Source organism: Pseudomonas viridiflava (assembly GCF_001642795.1).
GTDB classification, from domain to species: Bacteria; Pseudomonadota; Gammaproteobacteria; order Pseudomonadales; family Pseudomonadaceae; genus Aquipseudomonas; species Aquipseudomonas viridiflava.
Map to the genome: position 1 here is coordinate 1 of NZ_LKEH01000048.1, position 20,724 is coordinate 20,724.

Genomic DNA, 20,724 nt, shown 5'->3' on the forward strand with positions numbered 1-20,724 from the left:
GGCGATGAACGATGACGCGATTTTCCTGACATACCGCGTCGACTGCATCGCCGGCAAGCCGCCTCCCACAGTCTGGTGTATTCAACGCTCAACCAACGCTTAGCCCCGTCCCGCCAGCGGCTGCAATTTCGCCAGTCGCCATGCCACACCCAGCGCCATCAGCAGCAACACGCCAATGAATAGCCCGATGCCGTTCCAGCCCGCGTAATGCCAGAACACGCCGCCGCCGGTACCGGCCACGCTCGAGCCTGCGTAGTAGCAGAACAAATACAGCGAGGTCGCCTGGCCTCTGGCGACGGTGGCCCTGCGGCCGACCCAACTGCTGGCCACCGAGTGAGCGCCGAAGAAGCCGAAGGTGAAGATCAGCACGCCTGTGATCACGACTGGCAATGGCGTGAAGAGCGTCAGGCTCAGGCCGAACAGCATCATCACGATCACTGCCCACAGCACGCGGCGACGGCCCAGTCGGTCAGCCAGTGAGCCAACCTTTGCCGAACTGTAGATGCCGGACAGGTACACCACCGAGAACACGCCCACCACGGCCTGACTCAGGTGATACGGTTCGCTCAGCAAGCGATAGGCGATGTAGTTGAAGAGCGTGACGAACGCGCCCATCAGCAGGAAAGCGGTCAGAAACAGCAGCGGCAGGCCCTTGTCGCGGAACTGCACAACAAAGCCATCCAGCAGGCTGCGCGGATGCAGCGAGCGGGCGCGGAAGTTGCGCGACTCAGGCAGGATTCGCCAGAACACCGCCGCTGCGATCAACGCCAGACCGCCGACCACCAGCATCGCGGCGTGCCAACTGACGTAATCGATCATGACCCCGACGATCAATCGTCCGCTCATGCCGCCCACCGCGCTGCCGCCGATATACAGCCCCATCGCCAGCCCCAGGTGCGTGGGGTGTATTTCTTCGCTGAGGTAGGTCATGGCCACCGCCGCCAGACCACTGAGCGACAGGCCGACCAGCGCCCGGGTGACGAGCACGGCCTCCCAACTCGGCATCAACGCACTGGCGATGGTGAACAGTGAAGCGCAGAACAGGGCCATGACCATCACCGACTTGCGCCCCAGCCGGTCGGAAACCGGACCGGTGATCAACAGGCCGATGGCGAGCATGGCGGTGGCGACCGAAAGGATCAGGCTGCTCTGGGCAGCGGTGATGGAAAACTCCTGCGAGAGCATCGGCATCATCGGTTGCACGCAGTACAGCAGGGTGAACGTCGAGAAGCCGCCTGCGAACAGGGCCAGCGCGGTGCGCTTGAACAGCGGCGTGTTTTTTTCGATGTAGCTGTCACCCAGCGGGACCGAAGACTCGGTAGACGCAGTATTTGACTTGATGGCGGATGGAGCGGCGGCAGGGTTCACGGTCAACCTCGGAGCACGGTTCGGGCAGGCAATGAAAAAATCATATAGCTGGCTAATGATTCAATCCAATATATTGTTCGACCTGTTTGATATGTAAAACGACTTGATTGAGGTTGTATGGAACTGCGCCATCTGCGTTACTTCATCGCCGTGGCCGAGGAGCTGCATTTCGGCCGTGCCGCCCAGGTGCTGGGCATTTCCCAGCCGCCGCTGAGCCAGCAGATTCAGGCGCTGGAGCAGGAGCTGGGTACGCGTCTGTTCGACCGCACCAATCGGCGCGTCGAGTTGAGTGAGTCGGGCCGGCTGTTTCTCGACGACGCGCGTCTGGTGCTGGCGCAGGTCGACAAGGCCGCCGACGTGGCCCGGCGTGCGCAACTGGGGCAATTGGGCGAGCTGAAGGTCGGGTTCACGTCTTCCGCGCCGCTGACGTCGAATATTCCCGAGGCAATCTTTGCCTTTCGCCAGGCGTACCCGCAGGTGCATCTGGACCTGACTGAGATGACCAGCCAGCAGGTCGCGGCGGGGCTGGAGGACAAGAGCATTCAAGTAGGGATCATGCGGCCGCTGGAATTGCCTGATTCTCTGGAAGTGTTCGAGCTGCTGAACGAACCCCTGATCGCGATCATGCGGGCCGATCATCCGTTGGCGGCGGGCAGTGAAGACGGGATCTACATGGCAGCGCTGGCGGCTGAGCCGTTCGTGTTCTTTCCGAGAACCTACGGCAGCGGGATCTACGGTCAGATCCTGAGCCTGGCCCGTGCGGCAGGTTTCAACCCGTTGATCACCCAGGAAGCGGGCGAGCCCATGACCATGATCGGTCTGGTGGCAGCGGGGCTGGGGGTCACGGTACTGCCCGCGCCGTATCGCCGGATGCGCATCGACGGCGTGGTCTACCGCAACCTGCTCGACCCCGGCGCCACCAGCCCGGTGTGGCTGGTGAAGCGCAAGGACGAACAGTCAGCGATGGCCAGAGCGTTTTTTGAGCTGGCGACAAAGGGCTAGGGCGCTGCTGCAGTAATGTCTGACTGAATGCAAGCCGTCTCCCACAGTCCGGTGTTTGCTGCGCGATAGTGCTACGTCGAAAGACGTGGTGGCGCCTCCCACAGTTCTGGTGCTCATCAGAGACCGCACAGTGTCCGGTCTCGCCAATCACGCCCAGCGCTTGAAGATCAGCGACGTATTGACCCCGCCAAACGCGAAGTTGTTGTTCATGACGTATTCGTTGCTCATTCGCCGGGGTTCGCCAACGATGTAATCCAGATCGCCACACGCTGGATCAATCGCATCAAGATTGAGCGTGTGGATGTAGCGATCACTGTTGAGCATTTCGATGCTGAACCACGACTCCAGCGCGCCGCAGGCACCCAGGGTGTGGCCGAGGAAGCTTTTCTGCGAGCTGAGCGGCATGCGCGAACCGAACAGGCTGCTGGTGGCGAGGGTCTCGGCGATGTCGCCCTGTTCCGTCGCCGTGCCGTGACCGTTCACGTAGCCGATGGCCTCGGGCGGCAGGTTGGCGTCTTCCAGGGCCAGCTCCATGGCGCGTCGCATGGTGATCTGCTCCGGGCGGGTGCTGTGCGCGCCGTCGGCGTTGCTGCCGAAGCCGACGATCTCGGCGTAAATGTGGGCGCCACGTGCCTGGGCATGCTCCAGTTCCTCAAGCACCAGCATGCCGCCGCCTTCACCGATCACCAGCCCGTCGCGGCCTGTGTCGTAAGGGCGTGGCGTGGTGTGAGGGGCGTCGTTCTTGAGGCTCGTGGCGTACAGCGCGTCGAACACCATCGCTTCGGTCGGGCACAGTTCTTCCGCGCCGCCTGCCAGCATGAGCGGCAGACGTCCGAACTTGATCGCTTCGTAGGCATAGCCGATGCCCTGGCTGCCACTGGTGCAGGCACTGGACGTCGGGATGAGCCGCCCGGTCAGGCCGAAGAAGATACTGATATTGGCGGCCGTGGTGTGCGGCATCATTCGCACATAGGAGTTGGCGTTCAGACCGACTGCCACCGAGTTGATCAGCATCGCTCCGAACGCCTTGATCTCATCGGTGCTGCCAGTGGACGAACCGCAGGCCGTGCCCATGCGGCCATCGCGAATGATCGGGTCGTTCAGCAGCCCGGCGTCGATCAGCGCCTGCTCCGAGGCGCCCACTGCAAAGCGCGACACACGCCCCATGCTGCGCAACTGCTTGCGCGTCCAGTGCGTGGGCACGGCGAAGTCATCGATAGGCCCGGCCAGTCGCGTGTTCAGTTCCGTGAACCGGTTCCACTCGTCCATGCGCCGGATGCCGCTGCGATTGGCGGTGAAATTCGCTTCGACGCTGGCCCAGTCGCTGCCAATCGATGTAATGCCGGACATGCCGGTGACCACCACGCGTTTCATCAACACAGGCCTCCGTTGACGGCCAGCACCTGGCGCGTGATGTAAGCGGCTTCGGCCGACATCAGAAAATTCACCGCACCCGCCACTTCTTCAGGCGTGCCCATGCGCTGGGCCGGAATCATCTTCATCAGTTCATCCACCGGCACGTTCTCATCGAGCATGGCGGTGTCGATCAGGCCCGGTGCGACGCAGTTGACCGTGATCTTGCGTTTGCCCAGTTCGATGGCCAACGCCTTGGCCGCACCGATCAGCCCTGCCTTGGAGGCGCTGTAGTTGACCTGCCCGCGATTGCCGATCAGGCCGGACACCGAGGTGATGCACACGATACGGCCAGCCGAACGACGACGAATCATCGGCATGGTCAGCGGATGCAACACGTTGTAGAAGCCGTCGAGGTTGGTGCGCAGCACCTGATCCCAGTCCTCATCAGTGAGCGCCGGAAAGGCACCGTCGCGGGTGAGGCCTGCGTTGAGCACCACGCCGTAATAGGCGCCGTGGGTTTCCACGTCCTGCTCAAGAATTTCCTTACAGGCGGCACGGTCCGACACGTCGAATTGCAGGACACGGGCCTGGCGACCCAGCGCGATGATCTCGGCCTGCACCGCTTCGGCTTCGCTGCGGCCGGTGCGGCAGTGCAGGATCAGGTCGTATCCGGCCTGAGCCAGACGCAAGGCGATGGCGCGGCCGATGCCACGGCTTGAGCCGGTGACCAGTATGGATTCAGTCATGCCGGGGCTCCTTCAGCCAGGTAGTCAGCAGTGTTGGGTGGGCAATATACATTGAGGCGCGCAAAGGCGTTGATGTCCGGGCCTGTCAGGGTGCATTCGAAGACACCCATGCCGCTGTCGTCCTGCAGCGACCGCACGGCGTGGATGTTCAGTTCGCTGCCAGCCGGAAAGTGCGCAACGTTGCAGTCGAACTTGCGGCTGCCGAGCAGAAAGCCCAGCTTGACCGCTTCGCCCTTGCTGCGTGCCTGACAGCCGGCAAACGCCGCCACGCTCTGGGCCATCAGCTCCACGCCGACCCAGGCGGGCAGGCTGCCGTCCGCTTCGTTGAAGAGTCCGCCGGCGCGCACGGTCAGGCAGGTCTGGATCTGCTCTTCATCAAAGGCCAGCACCTGATCGATGAGGATCATGTCGCCAGCGTGCGGAATGAGTTCGGCGAGCGGCCAATCGATCATGGTGCATCTCCGATAATCAGGCTGATGTTGTTGCCACCGAAGGCAAAGGAATTGCTCATCAGGTAGCGGCTGTCGCCAGCGGCCAGACGTGCGCCCGGTACAGTCAGTTGCAACGCGGGTTCGGATGGATCGGCCGCGCCGTCCCAAACATGAGGCGGCAGGGCGTGTTCAAGGTTGTCGGGCGACAGGCTCAACCAGCAGAACGCGACTTCCAGCGCCCCGGCTGCACCGAGGGTATGGCCACTCAGCGGCTTGGTCGACGAGCACGGCACGCCGTTCGGAAACACCGCCTGCACCGCCAGGCTTTCCATGGCGTCGTTGTGAAAGGTTGCGGTGCCGTGCAGGTTCAGATAACCGATCTGCTCCGGCGCGAGCCGTGCATTGCTCAATGCCTGCTGCATGGCATCGCGTGCGCCACGCCCGGTCGGTTCCGGGGCCGAGATATGGTGCGCATCGCAACTGGCCCCCGCGCCCAGCAAGGCGATTGAGTGGTTGCCACCGGCTTCGCGGGTCATGAGAAACAACACCGCGGCTTCGCCGATGTTGATTCCGTTGCGGTTGCTGGAAAACGGATTGCACAGCTGCGGCGACATGGCTTCCAGCGAGGAAAACCCGTTCAGGGTCAGCTTGCACAGGCTGTCCACGCCGCCGCACAGCACGGCGTCGCAGAGCCCCATGTCCAACGCCCGCCGAGCACTGAGCAAGGCCCTTGCACTGGACGTGCAGGCCGTTGAGATCACGTAAGCCGGGCCGGTCAGTTGCAACCAGCTCGCCAGAAAATTGGCCGGTGCACCGAGCTCCTGCTGCGCATAATCGTAGTGCTCGGGGAAGGTCTGCTCACGCAGCCACTGCACCATGCTGCTGCTGGCTTCATCGATGCCGGAAGTGCTGGTGCCGATGATCACACCGATGCGCGACGCGCCGTAACGGTCGATGGCCTGACGAATGTCGCCCTCGATCTGCAAGGCGGCAGCCAGCAGCAACTGATTGTTGCGGCTGTGTTGCGATTGCAATGATGCGGGGATCACAGGCAGTGCATCCTTGACCGCGCCCACGGGCAGCGTGCGATCCGCCACCCAGCCGTCTTCGAAAACCATGCCTGAGCAGTCGCCGGCGAACAGCCGGCGAGACACTTCGTCCTGGCCGTTGCCCAGAGCGCAGATCAGCCCCAGTGCGTTGAGGTGGGCGGTCATGGCGTGGTCTCGCTGTTCAACGGGGTCACTTTGTAGCTCAGGCCGTCCTTGAGGCGGACAGTAAAGGCATTGGCCGACTGATACTCGACCAGCCAGCGATTCTCAAGACGGCGCTGCATGCCCTGGCGATAGGCCGTCGGGTAGCGGCTGTTCAATTCCTGATCCGAGGTCATGGCAAACATCAGCGCGGCGAACAGTTCGCGGGCTTCAGGATTGGGCGGCAACAGGCCGTCTGCCTGCCACTTGCCGTCGATCAGCAACTGACGCGCCTGAGGAATGCCCAGCGGGTCCATCATCGACCAGCGCAGGCCCTTGTTCTCACGCTGGATGATCAACATCCAGTCCTGACGCTGATCCGCCTGCCTGCGCTCGATGTGCAACTGCATGGGCAACGCCAGCGTGGGTGCGGTGGTCGGCAATGGCGTCTGGCTGGCGCAACCTGCGAGCAGCAACAGCGAAAGAATCAATGCTCGGATCATGTTGCATCACCTCGCAACGGCTTGCGGGCCACCACGTTGACCAGCGTTTCCTCGCGCTGCCCGAAAGGCTTGGGCTTGCGCAGCTTCAAGGCTTCCAGCAGGCCGAAGTCCGTGGCACGGCTCCACCACAGGTAAGGGTAGGAGACATTGCGGGCTTCGAATTCAAAACCCTGCCGGCGGATCATCTCCAGGTACTGCGCGGCGCTTTTCTGAACGTGCATGGGGTGACGGAACAGCCAGCGGATCACCCAAGTGTCGATGTAGGCCTCGGTGGATTCGGCGAACAGCAGATAGCCGCCCGGCTTTAGGACGCGATAGAACTCGGCCAGCGCCTGTTCCTGCTCGACCAGATGGTGAAAGGTCTGATGGCAGAACAGCAGGTCGACGCTGGCGTCGGGCAGTTGCAGCGCGGCGCAGTCGCTGCCGATCAGTTCGACGTCGATCCCCAGCGCGGCGGCCTCTTCGCGGCTGCGCGACAGGCTGTCCGGGTCGGCATCGACACCGAGCAGTCTGGCCGGGCTGAAGACTTTGCTCAGGTGCCGGAACGATTTGCCCTGTCCGCAGCCTGCGTCCAGCAACACCGGCGCGGCAGGCAGCGGACCCGTGAACAGACTGCGCAGGTCATCGATGGCGACACGCAGCACCCGGTATTGCCAGATATTGCTGCGCAGAAACCACAGGCCAAAGCGGGTTTCTTCGACGTAGCTGTCGCTCAGGAACGGTCCGTTCATGCATCATCGCTCGTGCAGATTTCCGAGAGCACGCGCAGGCGCCGCTTGGGTTCGCTGACAAACGGGTTGCGCTCGTCCCAGGCGTAACCGGCCAGAATGGAACTGATCATGCGGCGTATGTCAGGCGTTCCGCCCTTGTAGAAAATGACGTTTTGAAAGGTGTCGTCGTACCAGCCTTCGACGTAAGCGCGGAATGTATCGACGCCTTTCTTGAGCGGGACGGCGAACTCGGTTTCCCAATCCACCGCTTCGCCGCGCAACTGACGATTCAGCACGCCTGCCGCCATGCTGGCTGAGCGCATCGCGATGGTCACGCCCGAGGAAAACACCGGGTCGAGGAACTCGGCCGCGTTGCCCAGCAGCGCAAAGCCCTTGCCGTGAAGGGTTTTGACGTTGGCCGAATAGCCACCGATGGTGCGTACCGGGGTGTCCCAGACTGCGTTTTTCAGCACGTTGGCCAACTGCGGGGTCTCCGCGACGAACGCCCGCAGGCAGGCGTCCAGGTCTTCAGGTTTGCCTTCGAACCGCTCGGCCGACGCCACCACGCCCAGCGAGCAGCGTCCCTCGCTGAACGGGATGGTCCAGAACCACACATCGCTGTGCTCGGGGTGGATGCTGACGAGGATTTTCTGGCGGTCGAAAGGCGGGCTTTCGATGTGGTCTTCGATGTGCGTGAACACGGCCTTGCGCACCGGAAACCCTGACGGTGCTTCCAGGTCCAGCAAGCGCGGCAGCACGCGGCCGTAGCCGCTGGCGTCCAGCACGAAGTCGGCCTGCACGCTGTATTCGCTGCCGTCTTCGCGTCTTACACGCAGTACAGGCTGCGGACCGTCGAAATCGGCGCTGATGATTTCCTGCTCGTAGCGGATTTCCACGCCTTGCAACTCAGCCTGATCAGCCAGCAGCTTGTCGAACTCGGACCGCTGCACCTGAAAGGTGGTCGGCTTGCCGTCGGTGAAGGTGTCGCCGAAGTCGAAATCGCTGTACTGCTCGCCACGCGCAAAGGCTGCGCCGTTCTTCTGTTGGAACCCGGCGGCCTGCACGGCTTCGAGCATGCCGGCTTCTTCAACGAAATCCAGGCAGTGGCAAAGCAGGCTTTCGCCAATGGAGAAGCGCGGGAATACCTGACGCTCGACGATCAGCACATCGTGACCCTGGCGTTTGAGCAGCGCGGCAGCAATCGAACCGGCCGGACCGGCACCGATGACGACGACCTGGCGAATTTCCTTGTCAGTGATGGGCACAGGTATTCCTTTTCGGTGGTTCGATTGAAGGAGTGGCGCGTGAGGGCAGGCGGCCCATGCCGGTGAACGCAGGCATGAGTGTCGCAATCAGGCCCATCAGCATCAAGGCGAAGTACAGCGCCGGGCTGATCAGCTGTTGTTGCAGCAGCAGGTTGAGAAACACGATTTCGCTCAGGCCGCGAATATTCAGCAGCACGCTTTCACGCCAGCGGCTGGCCCCGGTGAACGATGGCGTTGCCCAGTGCAAACCGATCCAGTTGCCGAGCAGCTTGCTGGCGATGGGCAGCACGATCAGCGCAGCCAGCTGCAGCCACCCCGTCTCGTTCAGCGCAGCGTGGACATCGATCTGCACAATGCCGAAGGTCAGCAGCAGCGGGATGGCCAGACGGTTTTGAATGAAGCGCAACGTTGTCGCGTTCAGCGGTGGCACCCAGGCCTGACCCAGCCGTGCCATGCACACCAGGTAGCCAATGCCGAAGATCAACGCATTGAGCCGGTAATGCTCGGCCACCATCAACAGGGCAAAAAACGTCAGGCTGTAGAGCAGCGGTTGGCGCAGACGCAGCAGGCGAAACAGCAACGGCACGCAGGCACTCAGCAGCGGCAGCAGCAGACTGCCGAGGTGCAGGCTGCCTTGGGCGAGGGCGAACAGGCTCCAGCAGGTCAGGTCGATGAGAATCGCGGTCTGCACCAGCCGACGGGTCGCGGCGGGCGGGTAATCGATATGGTGCAGGTACAAGTACAGCACCGGAATGGCGGTGATGGCAAACACCAGCCCCACCGCCAGCGAACTGATCCAGACCTGCTCGGGCAGCAGCCAGATCGCGCAGGCGATGCCCGCCAGAAACGGTACGAAAAAGCTCGGTACAGCGATTTTCAGACTTTGCCGGTCGAGCTTTACGTCGATCACTTCACTGAGAATCTGCCCCAGCACCACCGCGAACGCCAGCCCGTACAGGCTCTTGAGCCAGATCGGTGACACCAGTTGTGCGCCGCTGAGTTGCCAGTGCGGCTCGATCCACAGCAGCATCAACAGCGGCAGGCCGAACGTGGCCAGCAGCAATTGACTGACGATGGGAATCAGACCGAGCCGCTGACCGGCCCATGTGGCCAGCGCGAACAGGCTCAACGCCATGACCCAGAACACCAGAATCATCATGGGCGTGGCTCCGGGAATGCCGCGGGTTTCTTCTGACGCGGGCTGGCCCAGGGCGCGAGCATGAAGCTGAACGCCAGCCCCAGGCTTACCGACAGGCCGAAGTTGCTGATCGCCGGGGTGCCGGAAATCGCCAGCAGCCCGAACGACAGCCAGGTGGTGACGGCGGCCAGCAGCGTGCCCAGCAGGCTCACCGCAGCGCCGCCGACCTGTTCGCGCATCAGAATGGCGTAATCGACGCTGATGGCCGTGACCAGTAGCAGGCCGAACAGGCTGAACAGGGTCAACGGCTGGCCGAGCCAGCCCAGACTGGCGAGGCTGCACAATGCAGCGAGCAGCGGCAGTGCGACGATGCGCAGTGCGCCGTTGAAGCCGAACGGCACGATCAGCAACAGCACGATCAACACGCAGGAGGCCAGCTTCAGTTCGGCGGCGCTGACCTGGGTGCTGGCAAAGACCTGATTGAGTTCGCCCAGCCGATCCACCAGTTGCACGCCGTCCAGCCCGCCCGCCTGCATGCGCAGCAATGCCGTGCTGTTCAGGCCGCGCAGGCTCACCATGGTCGCCACGCCTTCTTCATTCGTCCCCAGCCAGAGCGTGCGCCAGGGTTCGGCGAGCGGGCCTTGCAGCGCCAGATCGATGTCTTGCGTCGGCAGTGCCTGCAACCGAGCGAGCTCGGCTTTCAAGGCCGCCTCAGGCACACCGAGTTGCACCAGTGGCTGCCAGTATTGCGGCAATTTCGCTAGGGCGGCGCGGGTTGCCTGTTGTTCGGCAGGCGAGTCTAGCAACTGGTTGATCGCCATGTAGCCTTGCAGCTTGTCCATGTTCACCAGTTGATCGAGACGCTGGGTGAGCGCGGTCTGGCGGTCCAGCAACTCCTGCTGATCCTTGCCGCGCACCAGAAAGAACTGACTGGTGGGCTGATAACCGGTGATGCGTGCGATGGCCTGGGCTTCGTCGGTCAACGACTGCGGTGCCGCGACCCACTGACGAATGTCATTCTTGGTGGTCAGGTGCCACAGGCCGCCGCTGCAGAAGGCCAGCAGCAACACCAGCAAAATCGGCGTGCTGACACGTTGCAGCAAGGCGGCGCGGCAATCGAGCATCTGCTGGGCCAGTTTGAGCGGCCACTGCGCGGGATGAATTTCGATCCTGCCAAGCAGCGCGGGCAACAGGCATACCGCGGTCAGGTATGCGCCGACGAGACCGGCAGCCGAGAACACGGCAATCTGGGTCAGCGCCGGGAACGGCGTCCAGGCCAGCGCCAGATAACCGATGCAACTGGTGACAAGGCTCAGGCTCAGCCCCGGCAAAGTGAGGCGCAAGGCAGGCCAGCTGCGCCAGGGCTTGAGGCTCCAGCTTTTGGACAGATAGTGCAGCGGGTAATCGACTGCCACGCCGATCAGGCTCGAGCCCAGTACCAGCGTCATGACGTGCATGCTGCCAAACACCGCCACGCAGGCGACTGCTCCAAACAGCATGCCGACGATGACGGGTACAAACGCCAGCAGCACGCTCCACCTTCTGAACGCCAGCAACAGCAGCAACAGGATACCGATGGTTGCGCCGCCGCCGACCCAGGTGATTTCCCGGCTGGCCTGTTTCTGGCCGTCTGCCGCGTATAGCAAACCGCTGGCGGCCAACAGTTGGCCCCCTGCCTGACTCGCCTGCTGGCGGGCAGTGGCGAGCAGGTCTGCGACCTGGCCGGGCAGGTGCATGTCGAAGGCGTCGTTACCGGTGCGTGTGCGCAGCAAAACCCAGCTTTTACCGTCGGCCGAGGCGATCAGTGCGCCGCTGGCCAAATCCGGCTCGACCGATCCCTGGCGGGGCAGGCCGTTCTGGATGCGCCCGGTCAGGCCCAGCCAGTCGTCCTGACTGGGCACGAGGCTGAAACCGGCAAAGGGGTCGAACAGGGTTTGCACCCGCTGATCGATGAAGCCCTGCGGGTCGTCGATCAGTTGCGCCCGATCTGCCGCTGGCAGCATCGCGATTCGCCCTTGCAGCAGTTGGCTGCGCAGGGCAGGCAGATCGGCCTGCAGTGTCCACTGTACTTTTTCGAACAGGCCGCTGGCCTGCCATTGCTCGGCCAGCGTGCGGGCCAGCGTGATGGCTTGCTGACGGTCGGCGTGACCGACCAGCACCAGCATTTCGCGATTGAGCGGTTCCTGAATGCGCTTCTCGGCCGTGCTGACCAGCGCGTCGTTGTCAGTGCCCGGCACCAGCTCCATGAGGTTGGCCGACAGCGGCGAGTGGTCGCGCCATTGCCAGGCGGCCAGCGCCAGCACGCCCGCCAGAATCAGCAGGAACAGGCGCGGCAGCAGGCGCTCAGTTCGCAAAGTCATTACGCTGCGCGTCGGTCAGCGCGGGAGCGCTGGTGCTGTCGATCATCTTCAGGACCGTACTGTCGCCCTGGGTTTCGAGCAGTTCGATGCGTTGCACCAGTTCGCCGCCGTCGATATTGATCTGCGTGAACACCTGCTGCAGCAACAGCGAGCGGGGTGTCAGCGTGAGGTGCCAGGCGTTGGCGTCGCCTTTGAGTTGCAGTTCGAAATCCCGTTGCAGGCCACTGCTGTCACCTTGCAGCACGGCGAGGAACAGACGGTTCTGTTCGGCTCCGGCGTTCTTGTTGGGCACCGGCTTCCAGACGCTGGCGCTGCCTTCGGCTTCACGGCGCGCAATGCCGTTGGCGTTGATGCGGTAGTCCTGTTTCAGCGGGGTTTCCAGCAGCCACAGCAGCCCGGCGTCCTTGGCCAGCACGAAACGGCCCTTGCTGATCAGCGGCTGCGGCAGGGCGCGCAGGTGTTTTTCCTGAATGAAACGCCCTTGCACCACGGCAGGCCTGGCCAGTTGATCGCTCAGCTGTTGCAGGTCGAAGGCGTGTGCCAGCGACGACAGGCACAGGAGGCCCAATACGCATAACGCTCGAAGCGGACGGCTCATGACAAGGCTCTCTCTACGGCATCGATGAAGACCCTGGGCGAGGCCAGTTGCATTTCGTGAGTCTGGCTGTCGACAGCGACCTGAACGGTGCTGGCGCGGGTCAGGCGTTCGCCGGTGACCGCGTCGGTGATCAGGTAGTTGATCTTCAGCCGGTTCTCCCATTCCACCAGATCGGCGCGCACGTTCAGCTTCTGGCCGAACACGGCGCTGCGCACGTAACGCAGCTGGACGTCGATCACCGGCCAACCATACCCGGATTCGAGCATCTGCATGTAGTTGTGGCCGATGTGGTCGAGCAGCGCGCAACGCGCCACTTCCAGGTATTTGACGTAATGGCCGTGCCAGACAATGTTCATCATGTCGACGTCAAAAAACGGCACCACGATTTCGGTGTCGACCTGCAGAAATCCCTTACTGCGCATGCAGCCTCCAGTGTCGGTTGGCGATGTGTTTCAGGCACAGGCGCAGCTCCGCCTCCAGTGCCCTGTCTTCGATGACGGGGGCGAAGTCCTGACTCAGTTGTTCGTGCATGGCGGCCAGCGCGGGTGGCAGCGGGCGCGCATCGGCGGACTTGCCTCGAAGCCAGACGCCCTGGTTGGCGGCGATCAGCGTGGCGGCGGCGACCTGCTCGGTCAGCTCCAGCACCCGGATCGCGTCGCGCGCGGCGATGGTGCCCATGCTGACCTTGTCCTGGTTGTGACACTCGGTGGAGCGAGAGAACACGCTGGCCGGCATCGTGTTTTTCAAAGCCTCCGCCGTCCAGGCACTGGCGCCAATCTGCACAGCCTTGAAACCGTGGTTGAGCATCGCCCGCTCGGCGCTGGCGCCCGACAGATTGCTCGGCAGACCGTGGCTGTAACGCTCGTCCACCAGCAGTGCCAGTTGCCGGTCCAGCAGGTCGGCGACGTTGGCGACCAGCGTTTTCAGGCTGTCCATCGCGAAAGCGATATGACCGCCGTAGAAATGCCCGCCGTGCAGCACGCGTTCGGCTTCGGCGTCGATGATCGGGTTGTCGTTGGCGCTGTTGAGTTCGATCTCGATGAACGAACGCAACCAGTTCAGGCTGTCGGCCAGCACGCCCAGCACATGGGGCGCGCAACGCAATGAGTAGCGATCCTGCAGGCGATGCAGCGGCGCGGTCGGTGCGTCGATCGCGAGGTCCTGGCGCAGCCATGCGGCCACCTGGGTCTGACCCGGATGCGGCTTGGCGGCGAACAGGCGCTCGTCGAAGTGCTCAGGATTGCCTTGCAACGCCACTACGTTCATTGCCGTGATGCGGGTCGCCAGTTGCAGCAGATAATCGGCCCGCGCAAATGCGAGGCAGGCCAGGCCGGTCATCACCGCCGTGCCGTTCATCAAGGCCAGCGCTTCCTTGGGCCGCAGCACCAGCGGCGTCCAGCCCAGTTCGCGGTGCACGTCGCTGGCCGCTCGGCGTTCGCCACGGAACATGACTTCGCGCTCGCCTGAGAGCGTCGCGGCCACATAGGACAGCGGCGTCAGATCACCGCTGGCACCGACCGAGCCTTCTTCCGGGATCAGCGGCAATACGTCCTGATCGATGAACGCCTGCAGGCGCTCCAGCAGTTCGACACGCACCCCGGACACGCCCTGACACAGCGACTGCAGCCGCGCCGCGAGCACGGCGCGGGTCGCCTGTGCGTCGAGCAGCTTGCCCAGACCGCAGCCATGAAAGGTGTACAGGTGACGTGGCAGCGCTTCGACGTGTTCCAGCGGCACGGCAACCACGCAAGAATCGCCATAGCCGGTGGTGACGCCGTAGATCACGCCTTCCTTGTCCAGCAGCGAATCCAGAAACCGTGCGCCTTTGGCAATGCGCTCGCGGAACGCTTCATCGCTCTGCAAAACGGTGGGCGCCTGGCGGTTGGCCAGCGCCAGCACGTCTTCAATGCACAGCGCCCGTTCGCCGAAGGTAATGGTGTCAGGAGCGTGGTTCGTCATCGGACTTCCAGAATGGGTAGAAATTGAACCACTGCTGTGGTGCTTCAAGGCAATAGTGGCCGAGGCGTTCGGCATAGCGCGTGGCCCAGTGTTCGATGACCTGCGGGCGGTCGCTGCGCCGCCATTCGATGGCGTCGGCAAAGGGCTCGAGAATCACGCGATAGCCGGTCGGACCTTTGAGGCAGAAGAACAGGTTGACCGGGCATTTGAGCAGCCCGCCCAGCAGCCACGGGCCTTGCGGGAATGCGGCGGGCTGGCCGAGAAAATCGACACGCACGTTGCGTCCGCCATGCAAAGGCACACGATCACCAGCGATGGCCAGCCATTCACCTTCTTCGATGCGCTGGTTCAGTTGCAGCATGATGGCCGGATCCAGCTCGCTGACCTGGATCAGCCGCAGGTTGGTCGCCCCGGCTTCGCCCAGCAGACGATTGAAACGTTCGGCGTGCTTGGTGTGCACCAATACGTTCATGGTGACTTTCTCGCCCAGTTCGGCGAGGGCGCGACACACTTCGAGATTGCCCAGGTGCGCGCCGACCAGCAGTTGGCCACGCGATCCGCGCAGGTTCTGCCGCAGATGCGCTGGGTCAATGATCTCGATCTGGTCAATGCCCAGCCTGCCGTTCCACACGTCGAGCTTGTCGAGCAGCGCGTCGGCGAAGGCCATGAACTGGCCGAATACCCGGCGCTGGGTGGGGCGCAGTTCGGGCCGGTTGCTCCACTGCGACAGGCGCTCTTGATACTCGTGGATGCTGTGCCGGGCGCGGCGGCCGAACAGGAAGAAATACAGCACGATGCCATACAGCACCGGCGTCAGCAGGCGACGGCCGAGCAGTTTGACGCCCCACGCGGTGAGCTTCATCAGCAGAAAGCTGCCGCGCTCCTCATGGTTGGCCCAATGCTGCTTCGATGTGGGTTTTACGCTCATGCCCGCCACCGTTGCCAGAGGATGACCGGCAGGCGGACCAGCATGCCGAAGAACAGTTTGGCGTGCATTTTCGAGATCAGCGCATTGTCGTGGAACAGGCGGAAGTGCGACAGACCGTCCTGCGGGTAATGAACGCGGGTCGGCAGCCAGCGCATGGGTTGCCTGCGCCATGACAGGCGCACGAGGATTTCCGAATCGAAGTCCATGCGTCTGCCGATCTGTGCGCTGTCGATCAGCTTCAGGACCGGCGCCAGCGGGTAGAGCCTGAAGCCGCACATCGAGTCGCGAATCTGCAGCGACAGCGTGTTGATCCACACCCACACGTGGGTCAGGTAACGCGCATACAGGCGTCCTTTGGGAACACTCTTGTCGTACTGTGGATAACCGCAGATCAGCGCGTCTGGATAATCACGCGACTGCTGCAGAAACAGCGGAATATCCGTCAGGTCATGCTGGCCGTCGGCATCGACCTGCAAGGCATGGCTGAAACCCAGCCGTGCGGCTTCCCGAAAGCCGGCCATCACGGCGCCGCCCTTGCCCTGATTGATCGGCAGGCGCACCAGATAGACCTGCTCGGCCTGTGCAAGCTGTAGCAACACCGTCGCGCAGGCCGGGCTGCTGGCGTCGTCCACCAGCACGCAGGGCAGCCCGGCTTGCCGAACGGCGCTGACCACGTCGGGCACGGCCAGCTCGTGATCGAACACCGGAATGATCGCGCAGGGCTTATGCATGCGCAGCCTCCAGCACGATCCGGCCACTGGAGCAGGGCGCGCGTTCGCTGTTGCGAAAGGCGAAATGCAGTTTCGAGCGTTGCTCATCGAAGCGCAGGTTCAGCGTGAGGGAGTCGCCGGGGCGCACCAGTTGCTGAAACTTCAGCACTTCCAGCCCCGCAAAGCGCGGAGGCAGGTCCAGCAGGCTTTGGCTCAGTTTCATGGCCCATTCCACCTGCACCACGCCTGGCAGGACGGGAGCCTTGGGAAAGTGGCCGCTGAAGTACGCGAGGTCGGGAGGAACGACCAGATTCAGTTGCAACTCGTCTTCGACGGTTTTCTGATCCAGCAGCTCCGGAAGTTTCGGGCGCTCGGCCATCAGCATTGCTTCAACGTCGGCCTGCGGCAGTTTGTCCTGAGCGTTGAGCGGCATCTGCCGCAGCAGCCGCCAGCGACGAGGCAACGCCAGGGCTTCGCAATGCGGACGCAGGTGCTGGCGCAGCGCTTCGGTCAGCGCACGACGGCCCTGTGTCCGGAGTGCAAGCAGGCCACTGTCGCTCAGCACGACCAGCGCACCGAGTGAGGCACGGTTCTCCTGAACCACGCCCAGACGCGCCTCGCGGACCCACTCATGGGTGACGAGCGCCTGTTCGATCAGGGGCAGCGAGATTCGTTTTTCCTCAAGTTTGACGATGCGGTCCAGCCTGCCCAGCAGTTCGAAACGGCCGTCGGTGTCGATGTGTACAGCGTCGGCTGTGTGTTCGACATGGCCAACAGGCAGGTACGGCGAGCGGACGCACAAGGCACCGTCGTCGCCCCGGGTCAGCTCGACGCCTTCGAAGGGCTGCCAGCGCTGTTCGCCCTGACGCCACGCAATGCCGCCGGTTTCCGAGCTGCCGAAGATTTCCGTCGGCCATTGCCCCAGTCGCTCATGCAGGCTTTGCGCTGCTTCGCCCGGCAATACACCACCCGAGGAGAACACCCGGCTTACGGCGCTCAGGCGGGGCCAGTCGAGGTTGTCACCCATGCGCTTGAGCAGGGCCGGGCTGGCGACCCAGGCAAACGGCGCGTTTTCGAGGCTGGCGCGCTGCACGTCTTCGGAGAAGGGCAACTGACGACGCACGAATGAACGCCCCGCGCACAGCGGCCACAACAACCGGAACAGCAGGCCGTAGATGTGCTGGGTCGCCACGCTGCCCACCATGCAGGACTCGCCCAGTTCCGCGCCCCAGAGCTGCTCCAGGGCCGTGACTTCATTGGCCAGCTGGCGCAGACGTTTCTCGATCAGCTTCGGCTCGCCACTGGAACCTGAAGTGCACAGGCTCAGGCGGCACTGGTCCAGATCAAGCGCTGCCGGTGCCAGGGAGGCTGCGTGCAGGTCGCTCAGCGGTGCATCACCGGGCTGGTCGGTGATCCACAGATCGACCTGACCGGCCCAGCGTTCGCGGGTCTGGCCCTGCAGATCGGCAGGCAGCAGCACGCTTACCCCGGCGCGCCAGGCACCGAACAATGCGATGCCCAGCTCGGCGGCATCTTCAAGGTGCACCGCCACTTGCCGGACGCCACGGGCTTGAAGCCCGCCTGCAACGCTCAATGCCTGCGCGCGCCATTGGGCGAGCGTCAGCGCTGGAGGGGTGGTCAGCAGTCGATCCGTGGCGGTGTCGAGCAGCAGGTTTTCAAGATTCAGCCAGTTCATGCAATCCATTTCATGGGCCGCCCATGACGCGCAGGCGGACGATCAGTTCGCCTGCGAACAGCAGGCCCATCAGTCCATAGGAAACAAGGCCGGTGTAGAGCGTCCACCATGACAGCGGTGCCCACAGCGTCAGCGCTGCTGCAGCAAGGCCGTTGCCCAGGAAGAACACACACCACACTTGAGTGACCCGCCGGGTGTAGCGAATACCGGATTCAGAGAGTTCAGGCCGGTTGATACGCGCCATGCGTTCGACGATTGGCGGGCCGTAGATCAGGCTCGAGCCGAACAGGCCCAGCATGAACAGGCTGACCAGCACCGGGTACCAGCGCAGCATCACATGGCTGTCGAGCAGCCCGAGCACCACGCAAAACCCCAGCGCCACCAGCGCCATCGCCAGGCTGCCGGGCTTGCGCTCACCCGTGACGATTCGCGCCAGCCACAGGCTTCCCAGTAGTAGGGCAAATTGCCAGGGTGCGAAGTGCTCGGTTCCCCAGTAGACGGCGAACGGGTAAAGCACACCGGCCAGCACCAGGATCAGACCCACCAGCCGTTTCATTCGGCGGCGTTGACCAGGCGGTAGACGGCCTCGACCACGTCGTTGACGGTTCTGACGGACTTGAACTCTTCCGCCGCGATTTTCTTGCCGGTCTTGCGCTTGATGTGGTCGATCAGGTCAACAGCGTCAATGCTGTCGATTTCCAGGTCCTGATAGAGGTTCGCCTCGGGGACGACCCTTTCAGGTTCCAGTTCGAACAGTTCGACCATGGCCGTGCGCAGGGTTTGGAAGATGTCTTCACGGGTTTGCATGTTCAATCCTCAGACCGGCTGTCTGGCGCTGACGAACGCCACAAGGCTGTCGACGTTGGCGAAATGGTTGCGGGTGTCCTTGGCGTCGGCATCGATTTTGATGCCGTAGCGCTTCTGGATGGCCAGGCCCAGTTCCAGTGCGTCGACCGAATCCAGTCCAAGGCCCTCGCCGAAGAGCGTCTGGTCATTGCCGATGTCTTGCGGGGTGATGTCTTCGAGGCCCAGGGCATCGATGATCAGCACTTTAATGTCCAGGTGTAGATCGCTCATCTGTGGCGAGCTCCTTGATGAAGTAGTCATGCAGGTAATCGTTGAGCCTGCGGGACGCCAAAGGCGGCGGGCCCAGCACGCTGAAGGCTTTCGGGTCTATATCGGCACCCACATGCAGGGTGAAATGCACACGGCGTTGCGGAATCCGGTACCAGGGCTCGGCCTTGGTGAGGGTGGTCGGGCTGACCTTGATAGTGACCGGCGTGATCATGCTGGCGCCGCGCAGGGCAATGGCGGCGGCGCCCCGGTGAAAGGCCGGCGGCTGGCCGGGCTGGGTGCGCGTGCCCTCCGGAAAGATGATCAGGGTCTGGCCGCCTTGCAGGCGTTCCACAGCGGCATCGAGCATGTCCATGCTGCCGTCGTTGCTGATATAGCCCGTGGAGCGCACCGGCCCTCGCGTGAACGGGTTCTCCCACAGGCTGCGCTTGACCACGCAGTTGGCGTCACGCACCAGGCCGATCAGGAACACCACGTCGATCAGGGACGGGTGGTTGGCAATGATCATCTGGCCGGGGCGTCCCAGTTTTTCGGCACCTTTGATCTCGTAGGTCAGTACGCCCAGGCGCGCCATGATTCGGATGAACCGCCAGAACAGCCGACTGATGGTCCGGCGGGCACGTCGCTGATGGTCTGCGACGCTCCCCGGAAAGCAACTCAGAACCGGAAAGACGAACACACGCAGACACAGCCCGCTGATCCCGAACAGGGCAAAGCTGAAACCGGTGGCCAGCAGACGCCAGTAATAGGCGTCCCGGCCTTTCTTCAATGGTTGCGTTGCCACTTCCATAATCGGTTATTCCACGGATGCAGGCATGAGGACTGGTCGGTGTGCAGGGCTTGCAACAGATTCAGGGCATGAGGCCACTGCGTGCGTTGCGCGCCTTGCGTGTCGGTATTCAGGGACAGTTGCCACTCGTTACCCGGCGTCAGCAGCAGGCCGACGGCATAGGGGAAGGGCACGTCGTCGATCCATTGGGCGTAGGCCTGCGGAGGCTGTTCTTCGGTCACCACCAGCAGCACGGCCGGCGCGCCCTCGGCCAGCAGGGCCGCGGATTCGAATGCACCGTATTCAAGTCCGTCGCCGGCGGCCGCCAGCGCGGTCATTTCGCTGGTTTCACCGCGCAGAATCGACCACAGACCAATCACGGCGTTATGCACCGACAGGCTGAACTGGGTCGGCGACATGGGCTCGTCAGCGGCCAGATCGCGAAGGATGTCGAACGTGCGGGGCGTTTCGCCGTGACGGGACACGAATACCAGTGGCATGCGCTCGTGGTCCTCGCTGAGTGGCCAGCCGACCGCGAATGCCATGCGCGCCATGCGGCCCAGCCGTCGGCGCTGCATCGCAGGCAGAAAAGACACGTCCGGTGCCTCGTTGCTGTCCTGCAACTGTCTAGGGGTGCGGCTCCATTGCTCCCACTCGTCTGCGCTCGCCAGGCCAGGTGCCCAGGCGCGCCATCGTGCAATGTTGAAGGTGATCAAAACTTCTCTTCCCGCCCCTGCGGGCTTGTTTCTCGCTACTTCGATACCAGGACGGCATCAGTCTGGGCGGTAAGTTCAATGAATGCGCGCATTATCCTTGTGGGAATCGCGACTAGCAAATTTGTTACAAGTAAAGGGTTTACACAGCATTCATTCTCATTCAGGTAACTCATGCGTACGCATGATTGACGCTCAATCAAGCTAG

The 20,724-nt window shown here is 63.0% G+C and carries 22 protein-coding genes; 1 reads left to right on the top strand and 21 read right to left on the bottom strand.

Going from position 1 to position 20,724, the window contains the following annotated elements:
• Nucleotides 1-99: 99 nt before the first annotated feature.
• Nucleotides 100-1,368, bottom strand: a complete 1,269-nt coding sequence (locus tag AO065_RS25040; protein ID WP_004880385.1) for an MFS transporter — start codon at nt 1,366-1,368, stop codon at nt 100-102.
• 117 nt (nt 1,369-1,485) lie between these two features.
• Between AO065_RS25040 and AO065_RS25045 the strand changes: the two genes are divergently transcribed.
• The gene (locus AO065_RS25045) at nt 1,486-2,370 is read left to right on the top strand and encodes a LysR family transcriptional regulator (RefSeq protein WP_004880384.1); all 885 of its coding nucleotides are present in this window, start codon (nt 1,486-1,488) and stop codon (nt 2,368-2,370) included.
• Between the two features lie 147 nt (nt 2,371-2,517).
• On the opposite strand, the gene AO065_RS25050 is transcribed toward AO065_RS25045, so the two are convergent.
• The 20 genes from AO065_RS25050 to AO065_RS25145 are packed head-to-tail and all read right to left on the bottom strand — an operon-like array spanning nt 2,518 to nt 20,519.
• Nucleotides 2,518-3,744 carry a beta-ketoacyl-ACP synthase gene (locus AO065_RS25050; protein ID WP_004880381.1) on the bottom strand — a complete coding sequence of 409 codons (1,227 nt, stop codon included), beginning with the start codon at nt 3,742-3,744 and terminating at the stop codon, nt 2,518-2,520.
• Nucleotides 3,744-4,472, bottom strand: coding sequence for a 3-oxoacyl-ACP reductase FabG (fabG, locus tag AO065_RS25055; protein WP_004880379.1), 729 nt, complete (start codon nt 4,470-4,472; stop codon nt 3,744-3,746). The genes AO065_RS25050 and fabG overlap by 1 nt, the downstream gene beginning before the upstream one ends.
• Nucleotides 4,469-4,924 (bottom strand): hotdog family protein, encoded by a 456-nt coding sequence (locus tag AO065_RS25060; protein ID WP_004880376.1) that lies wholly within the window; start codon nt 4,922-4,924, stop codon nt 4,469-4,471. The genes fabG and AO065_RS25060 overlap by 4 nt, the downstream gene beginning before the upstream one ends.
• Nucleotides 4,921-6,117 carry a beta-ketoacyl-[acyl-carrier-protein] synthase family protein gene (locus AO065_RS25065; RefSeq protein ID WP_004880374.1) on the bottom strand — a complete coding sequence of 399 codons (1,197 nt, stop codon included), beginning with the start codon at nt 6,115-6,117 and terminating at the stop codon, nt 4,921-4,923. Before AO065_RS25065 ends, AO065_RS25060 begins: the two co-directional genes overlap by 4 nt.
• Nucleotides 6,114-6,596, bottom strand: coding sequence for a hypothetical protein (locus tag AO065_RS25070; protein ID WP_004880373.1), 483 nt, complete (start codon nt 6,594-6,596; stop codon nt 6,114-6,116). Before AO065_RS25070 ends, AO065_RS25065 begins: the two co-directional genes overlap by 4 nt.
• Nucleotides 6,593-7,327: a class I SAM-dependent methyltransferase gene (locus AO065_RS25075; protein WP_004880371.1), complete on the bottom strand. Its 735-nt coding sequence runs from the start codon at nt 7,325-7,327 to the stop codon at nt 6,593-6,595. The genes AO065_RS25070 and AO065_RS25075 overlap by 4 nt, the downstream gene beginning before the upstream one ends.
• Nucleotides 7,324-8,571, bottom strand: coding sequence for an NAD(P)/FAD-dependent oxidoreductase (locus AO065_RS25080; protein WP_004880370.1), 1,248 nt, complete (start codon nt 8,569-8,571; stop codon nt 7,324-7,326). The genes AO065_RS25075 and AO065_RS25080 overlap by 4 nt, the downstream gene beginning before the upstream one ends.
• The gene (locus tag AO065_RS25085; protein WP_004880369.1) at nt 8,558-9,730 is read right to left on the bottom strand and encodes a hypothetical protein; all 1,173 of its coding nucleotides are present in this window, start codon (nt 9,728-9,730) and stop codon (nt 8,558-8,560) included. The genes AO065_RS25080 and AO065_RS25085 overlap by 14 nt, the downstream gene beginning before the upstream one ends.
• A complete protein-coding gene (locus tag AO065_RS25090) occupies nt 9,727-12,069 on the bottom strand; it encodes an MMPL family transporter (RefSeq protein WP_004880366.1) in 2,343 nt (780 codons plus the stop codon). Before AO065_RS25090 ends, AO065_RS25085 begins: the two co-directional genes overlap by 4 nt.
• Nucleotides 12,053-12,667, bottom strand: coding sequence for an outer membrane lipoprotein carrier protein LolA (locus tag AO065_RS25095; protein WP_004880363.1), 615 nt, complete (start codon nt 12,665-12,667; stop codon nt 12,053-12,055). The genes AO065_RS25090 and AO065_RS25095 overlap by 17 nt, the downstream gene beginning before the upstream one ends.
• On the bottom strand, nt 12,664-13,089 hold the full coding sequence (locus AO065_RS25100) for an acyl-CoA thioesterase (RefSeq protein ID WP_004880361.1): 426 nt from the start codon (nt 13,087-13,089) through the stop codon (nt 12,664-12,666). Before AO065_RS25100 ends, AO065_RS25095 begins: the two co-directional genes overlap by 4 nt.
• A complete protein-coding gene (locus AO065_RS25105; protein WP_004880360.1) occupies nt 13,079-14,626 on the bottom strand; it encodes an HAL/PAL/TAL family ammonia-lyase in 1,548 nt (515 codons plus the stop codon). Before AO065_RS25105 ends, AO065_RS25100 begins: the two co-directional genes overlap by 11 nt.
• Entirely contained in the window at nt 14,607-15,554 is a 948-nt protein-coding gene (locus AO065_RS25110; RefSeq protein WP_004880358.1) for an LpxL/LpxP family acyltransferase, read from the bottom strand. Before AO065_RS25110 ends, AO065_RS25105 begins: the two co-directional genes overlap by 20 nt.
• Nucleotides 15,551-16,285: a glycosyltransferase family 2 protein gene (locus AO065_RS25115; RefSeq protein WP_004880356.1), complete on the bottom strand. Its 735-nt coding sequence runs from the start codon at nt 16,283-16,285 to the stop codon at nt 15,551-15,553. Before AO065_RS25115 ends, AO065_RS25110 begins: the two co-directional genes overlap by 4 nt.
• Nucleotides 16,278-17,960 carry an ApeI family dehydratase gene (locus tag AO065_RS25120; RefSeq protein ID WP_004880354.1) on the bottom strand — a complete coding sequence of 561 codons (1,683 nt, stop codon included), beginning with the start codon at nt 17,958-17,960 and terminating at the stop codon, nt 16,278-16,280. Before AO065_RS25120 ends, AO065_RS25115 begins: the two co-directional genes overlap by 8 nt.
• Before the next feature lie 10 nt (nt 17,961-17,970).
• Entirely contained in the window at nt 17,971-18,516 is a 546-nt protein-coding gene (locus AO065_RS25125) for a COG4648 family protein (RefSeq protein WP_004880353.1), read from the bottom strand.
• Nucleotides 18,513-18,767, bottom strand: coding sequence for an acyl carrier protein (locus AO065_RS25130; protein WP_004880351.1), 255 nt, complete (start codon nt 18,765-18,767; stop codon nt 18,513-18,515). The genes AO065_RS25125 and AO065_RS25130 overlap by 4 nt, the downstream gene beginning before the upstream one ends.
• Nucleotides 18,768-18,776: 9 nt before the next feature.
• Entirely contained in the window at nt 18,777-19,037 is a 261-nt protein-coding gene (locus AO065_RS25135) for a phosphopantetheine-binding protein (protein WP_004880350.1), read from the bottom strand.
• Nucleotides 19,012-19,824, bottom strand: coding sequence for a lysophospholipid acyltransferase family protein (locus AO065_RS25140; protein ID WP_004880347.1), 813 nt, complete (start codon nt 19,822-19,824; stop codon nt 19,012-19,014). The genes AO065_RS25135 and AO065_RS25140 overlap by 26 nt, the downstream gene beginning before the upstream one ends.
• Nucleotides 19,800-20,519 (bottom strand): beta-ketoacyl synthase chain length factor, encoded by a 720-nt coding sequence (locus AO065_RS25145; RefSeq protein ID WP_004880346.1) that lies wholly within the window; start codon nt 20,517-20,519, stop codon nt 19,800-19,802. The genes AO065_RS25140 and AO065_RS25145 overlap by 25 nt, the downstream gene beginning before the upstream one ends.
• Between the last annotated feature and the right edge of the window lie 205 nt (nt 20,520-20,724).

What these genes read in the sequence shown, in the direction of transcription:
- AO065_RS25140 (WP_004880347.1), bottom strand. Translation starts at nt 19,824, where the DNA reads ATGGAAGTGGCAACGCAACCATTGAAGAAAGGCCGGGACGCCTATTAC.
- AO065_RS25095 (WP_004880363.1), bottom strand. Translation starts at nt 12,667, where the DNA reads ATGAGCCGTCCGCTTCGAGCGTTATGCGTATTGGGCCTCCTGTGCCTG.
- AO065_RS25130 (WP_004880351.1), bottom strand. Translation starts at nt 18,767, where the DNA reads ATGCAAACCCGTGAAGACATCTTCCAAACCCTGCGCACGGCCATGGTC.
- AO065_RS25075 (WP_004880371.1), bottom strand. Translation starts at nt 7,327, where the DNA reads ATGAACGGACCGTTCCTGAGCGACAGCTACGTCGAAGAAACCCGCTTT.
- AO065_RS25065 (WP_004880374.1), bottom strand. Translation starts at nt 6,117, where the DNA reads ATGACCGCCCACCTCAACGCACTGGGGCTGATCTGCGCTCTGGGCAAC.
- AO065_RS25105 (WP_004880360.1), bottom strand. Translation starts at nt 14,626, where the DNA reads ATGACGAACCACGCTCCTGACACCATTACCTTCGGCGAACGGGCGCTG.
- AO065_RS25085 (WP_004880369.1), bottom strand. Translation starts at nt 9,730, where the DNA reads ATGATGATTCTGGTGTTCTGGGTCATGGCGTTGAGCCTGTTCGCGCTG.
- AO065_RS25045 (WP_004880384.1), top strand. Translation starts at nt 1,486, where the DNA reads ATGGAACTGCGCCATCTGCGTTACTTCATCGCCGTGGCCGAGGAGCTG.
- AO065_RS25070 (WP_004880373.1), bottom strand. Translation starts at nt 6,596, where the DNA reads ATGATCCGAGCATTGATTCTTTCGCTGTTGCTGCTCGCAGGTTGCGCC.
- AO065_RS25090 (WP_004880366.1), bottom strand. Translation starts at nt 12,069, where the DNA reads ATGACTTTGCGAACTGAGCGCCTGCTGCCGCGCCTGTTCCTGCTGATT.
- AO065_RS25125 (WP_004880353.1), bottom strand. Translation starts at nt 18,516, where the DNA reads ATGAAACGGCTGGTGGGTCTGATCCTGGTGCTGGCCGGTGTGCTTTAC.
- AO065_RS25050 (WP_004880381.1), bottom strand. Translation starts at nt 3,744, where the DNA reads ATGAAACGCGTGGTGGTCACCGGCATGTCCGGCATTACATCGATTGGC.
- AO065_RS25115 (WP_004880356.1), bottom strand. Translation starts at nt 16,285, where the DNA reads ATGCATAAGCCCTGCGCGATCATTCCGGTGTTCGATCACGAGCTGGCC.
- AO065_RS25060 (WP_004880376.1), bottom strand. Translation starts at nt 4,924, where the DNA reads ATGATCGATTGGCCGCTCGCCGAACTCATTCCGCACGCTGGCGACATG.
- AO065_RS25100 (WP_004880361.1), bottom strand. Translation starts at nt 13,089, where the DNA reads ATGCGCAGTAAGGGATTTCTGCAGGTCGACACCGAAATCGTGGTGCCG.
- AO065_RS25110 (WP_004880358.1), bottom strand. Translation starts at nt 15,554, where the DNA reads ATGAGCGTAAAACCCACATCGAAGCAGCATTGGGCCAACCATGAGGAG.
- AO065_RS25120 (WP_004880354.1), bottom strand. Translation starts at nt 17,960, where the DNA reads ATGAACTGGCTGAATCTTGAAAACCTGCTGCTCGACACCGCCACGGAT.
- AO065_RS25135 (WP_004880350.1), bottom strand. Translation starts at nt 19,037, where the DNA reads ATGAGCGATCTACACCTGGACATTAAAGTGCTGATCATCGATGCCCTG.
- fabG (WP_004880379.1), bottom strand. Translation starts at nt 4,472, where the DNA reads ATGACTGAATCCATACTGGTCACCGGCTCAAGCCGTGGCATCGGCCGC.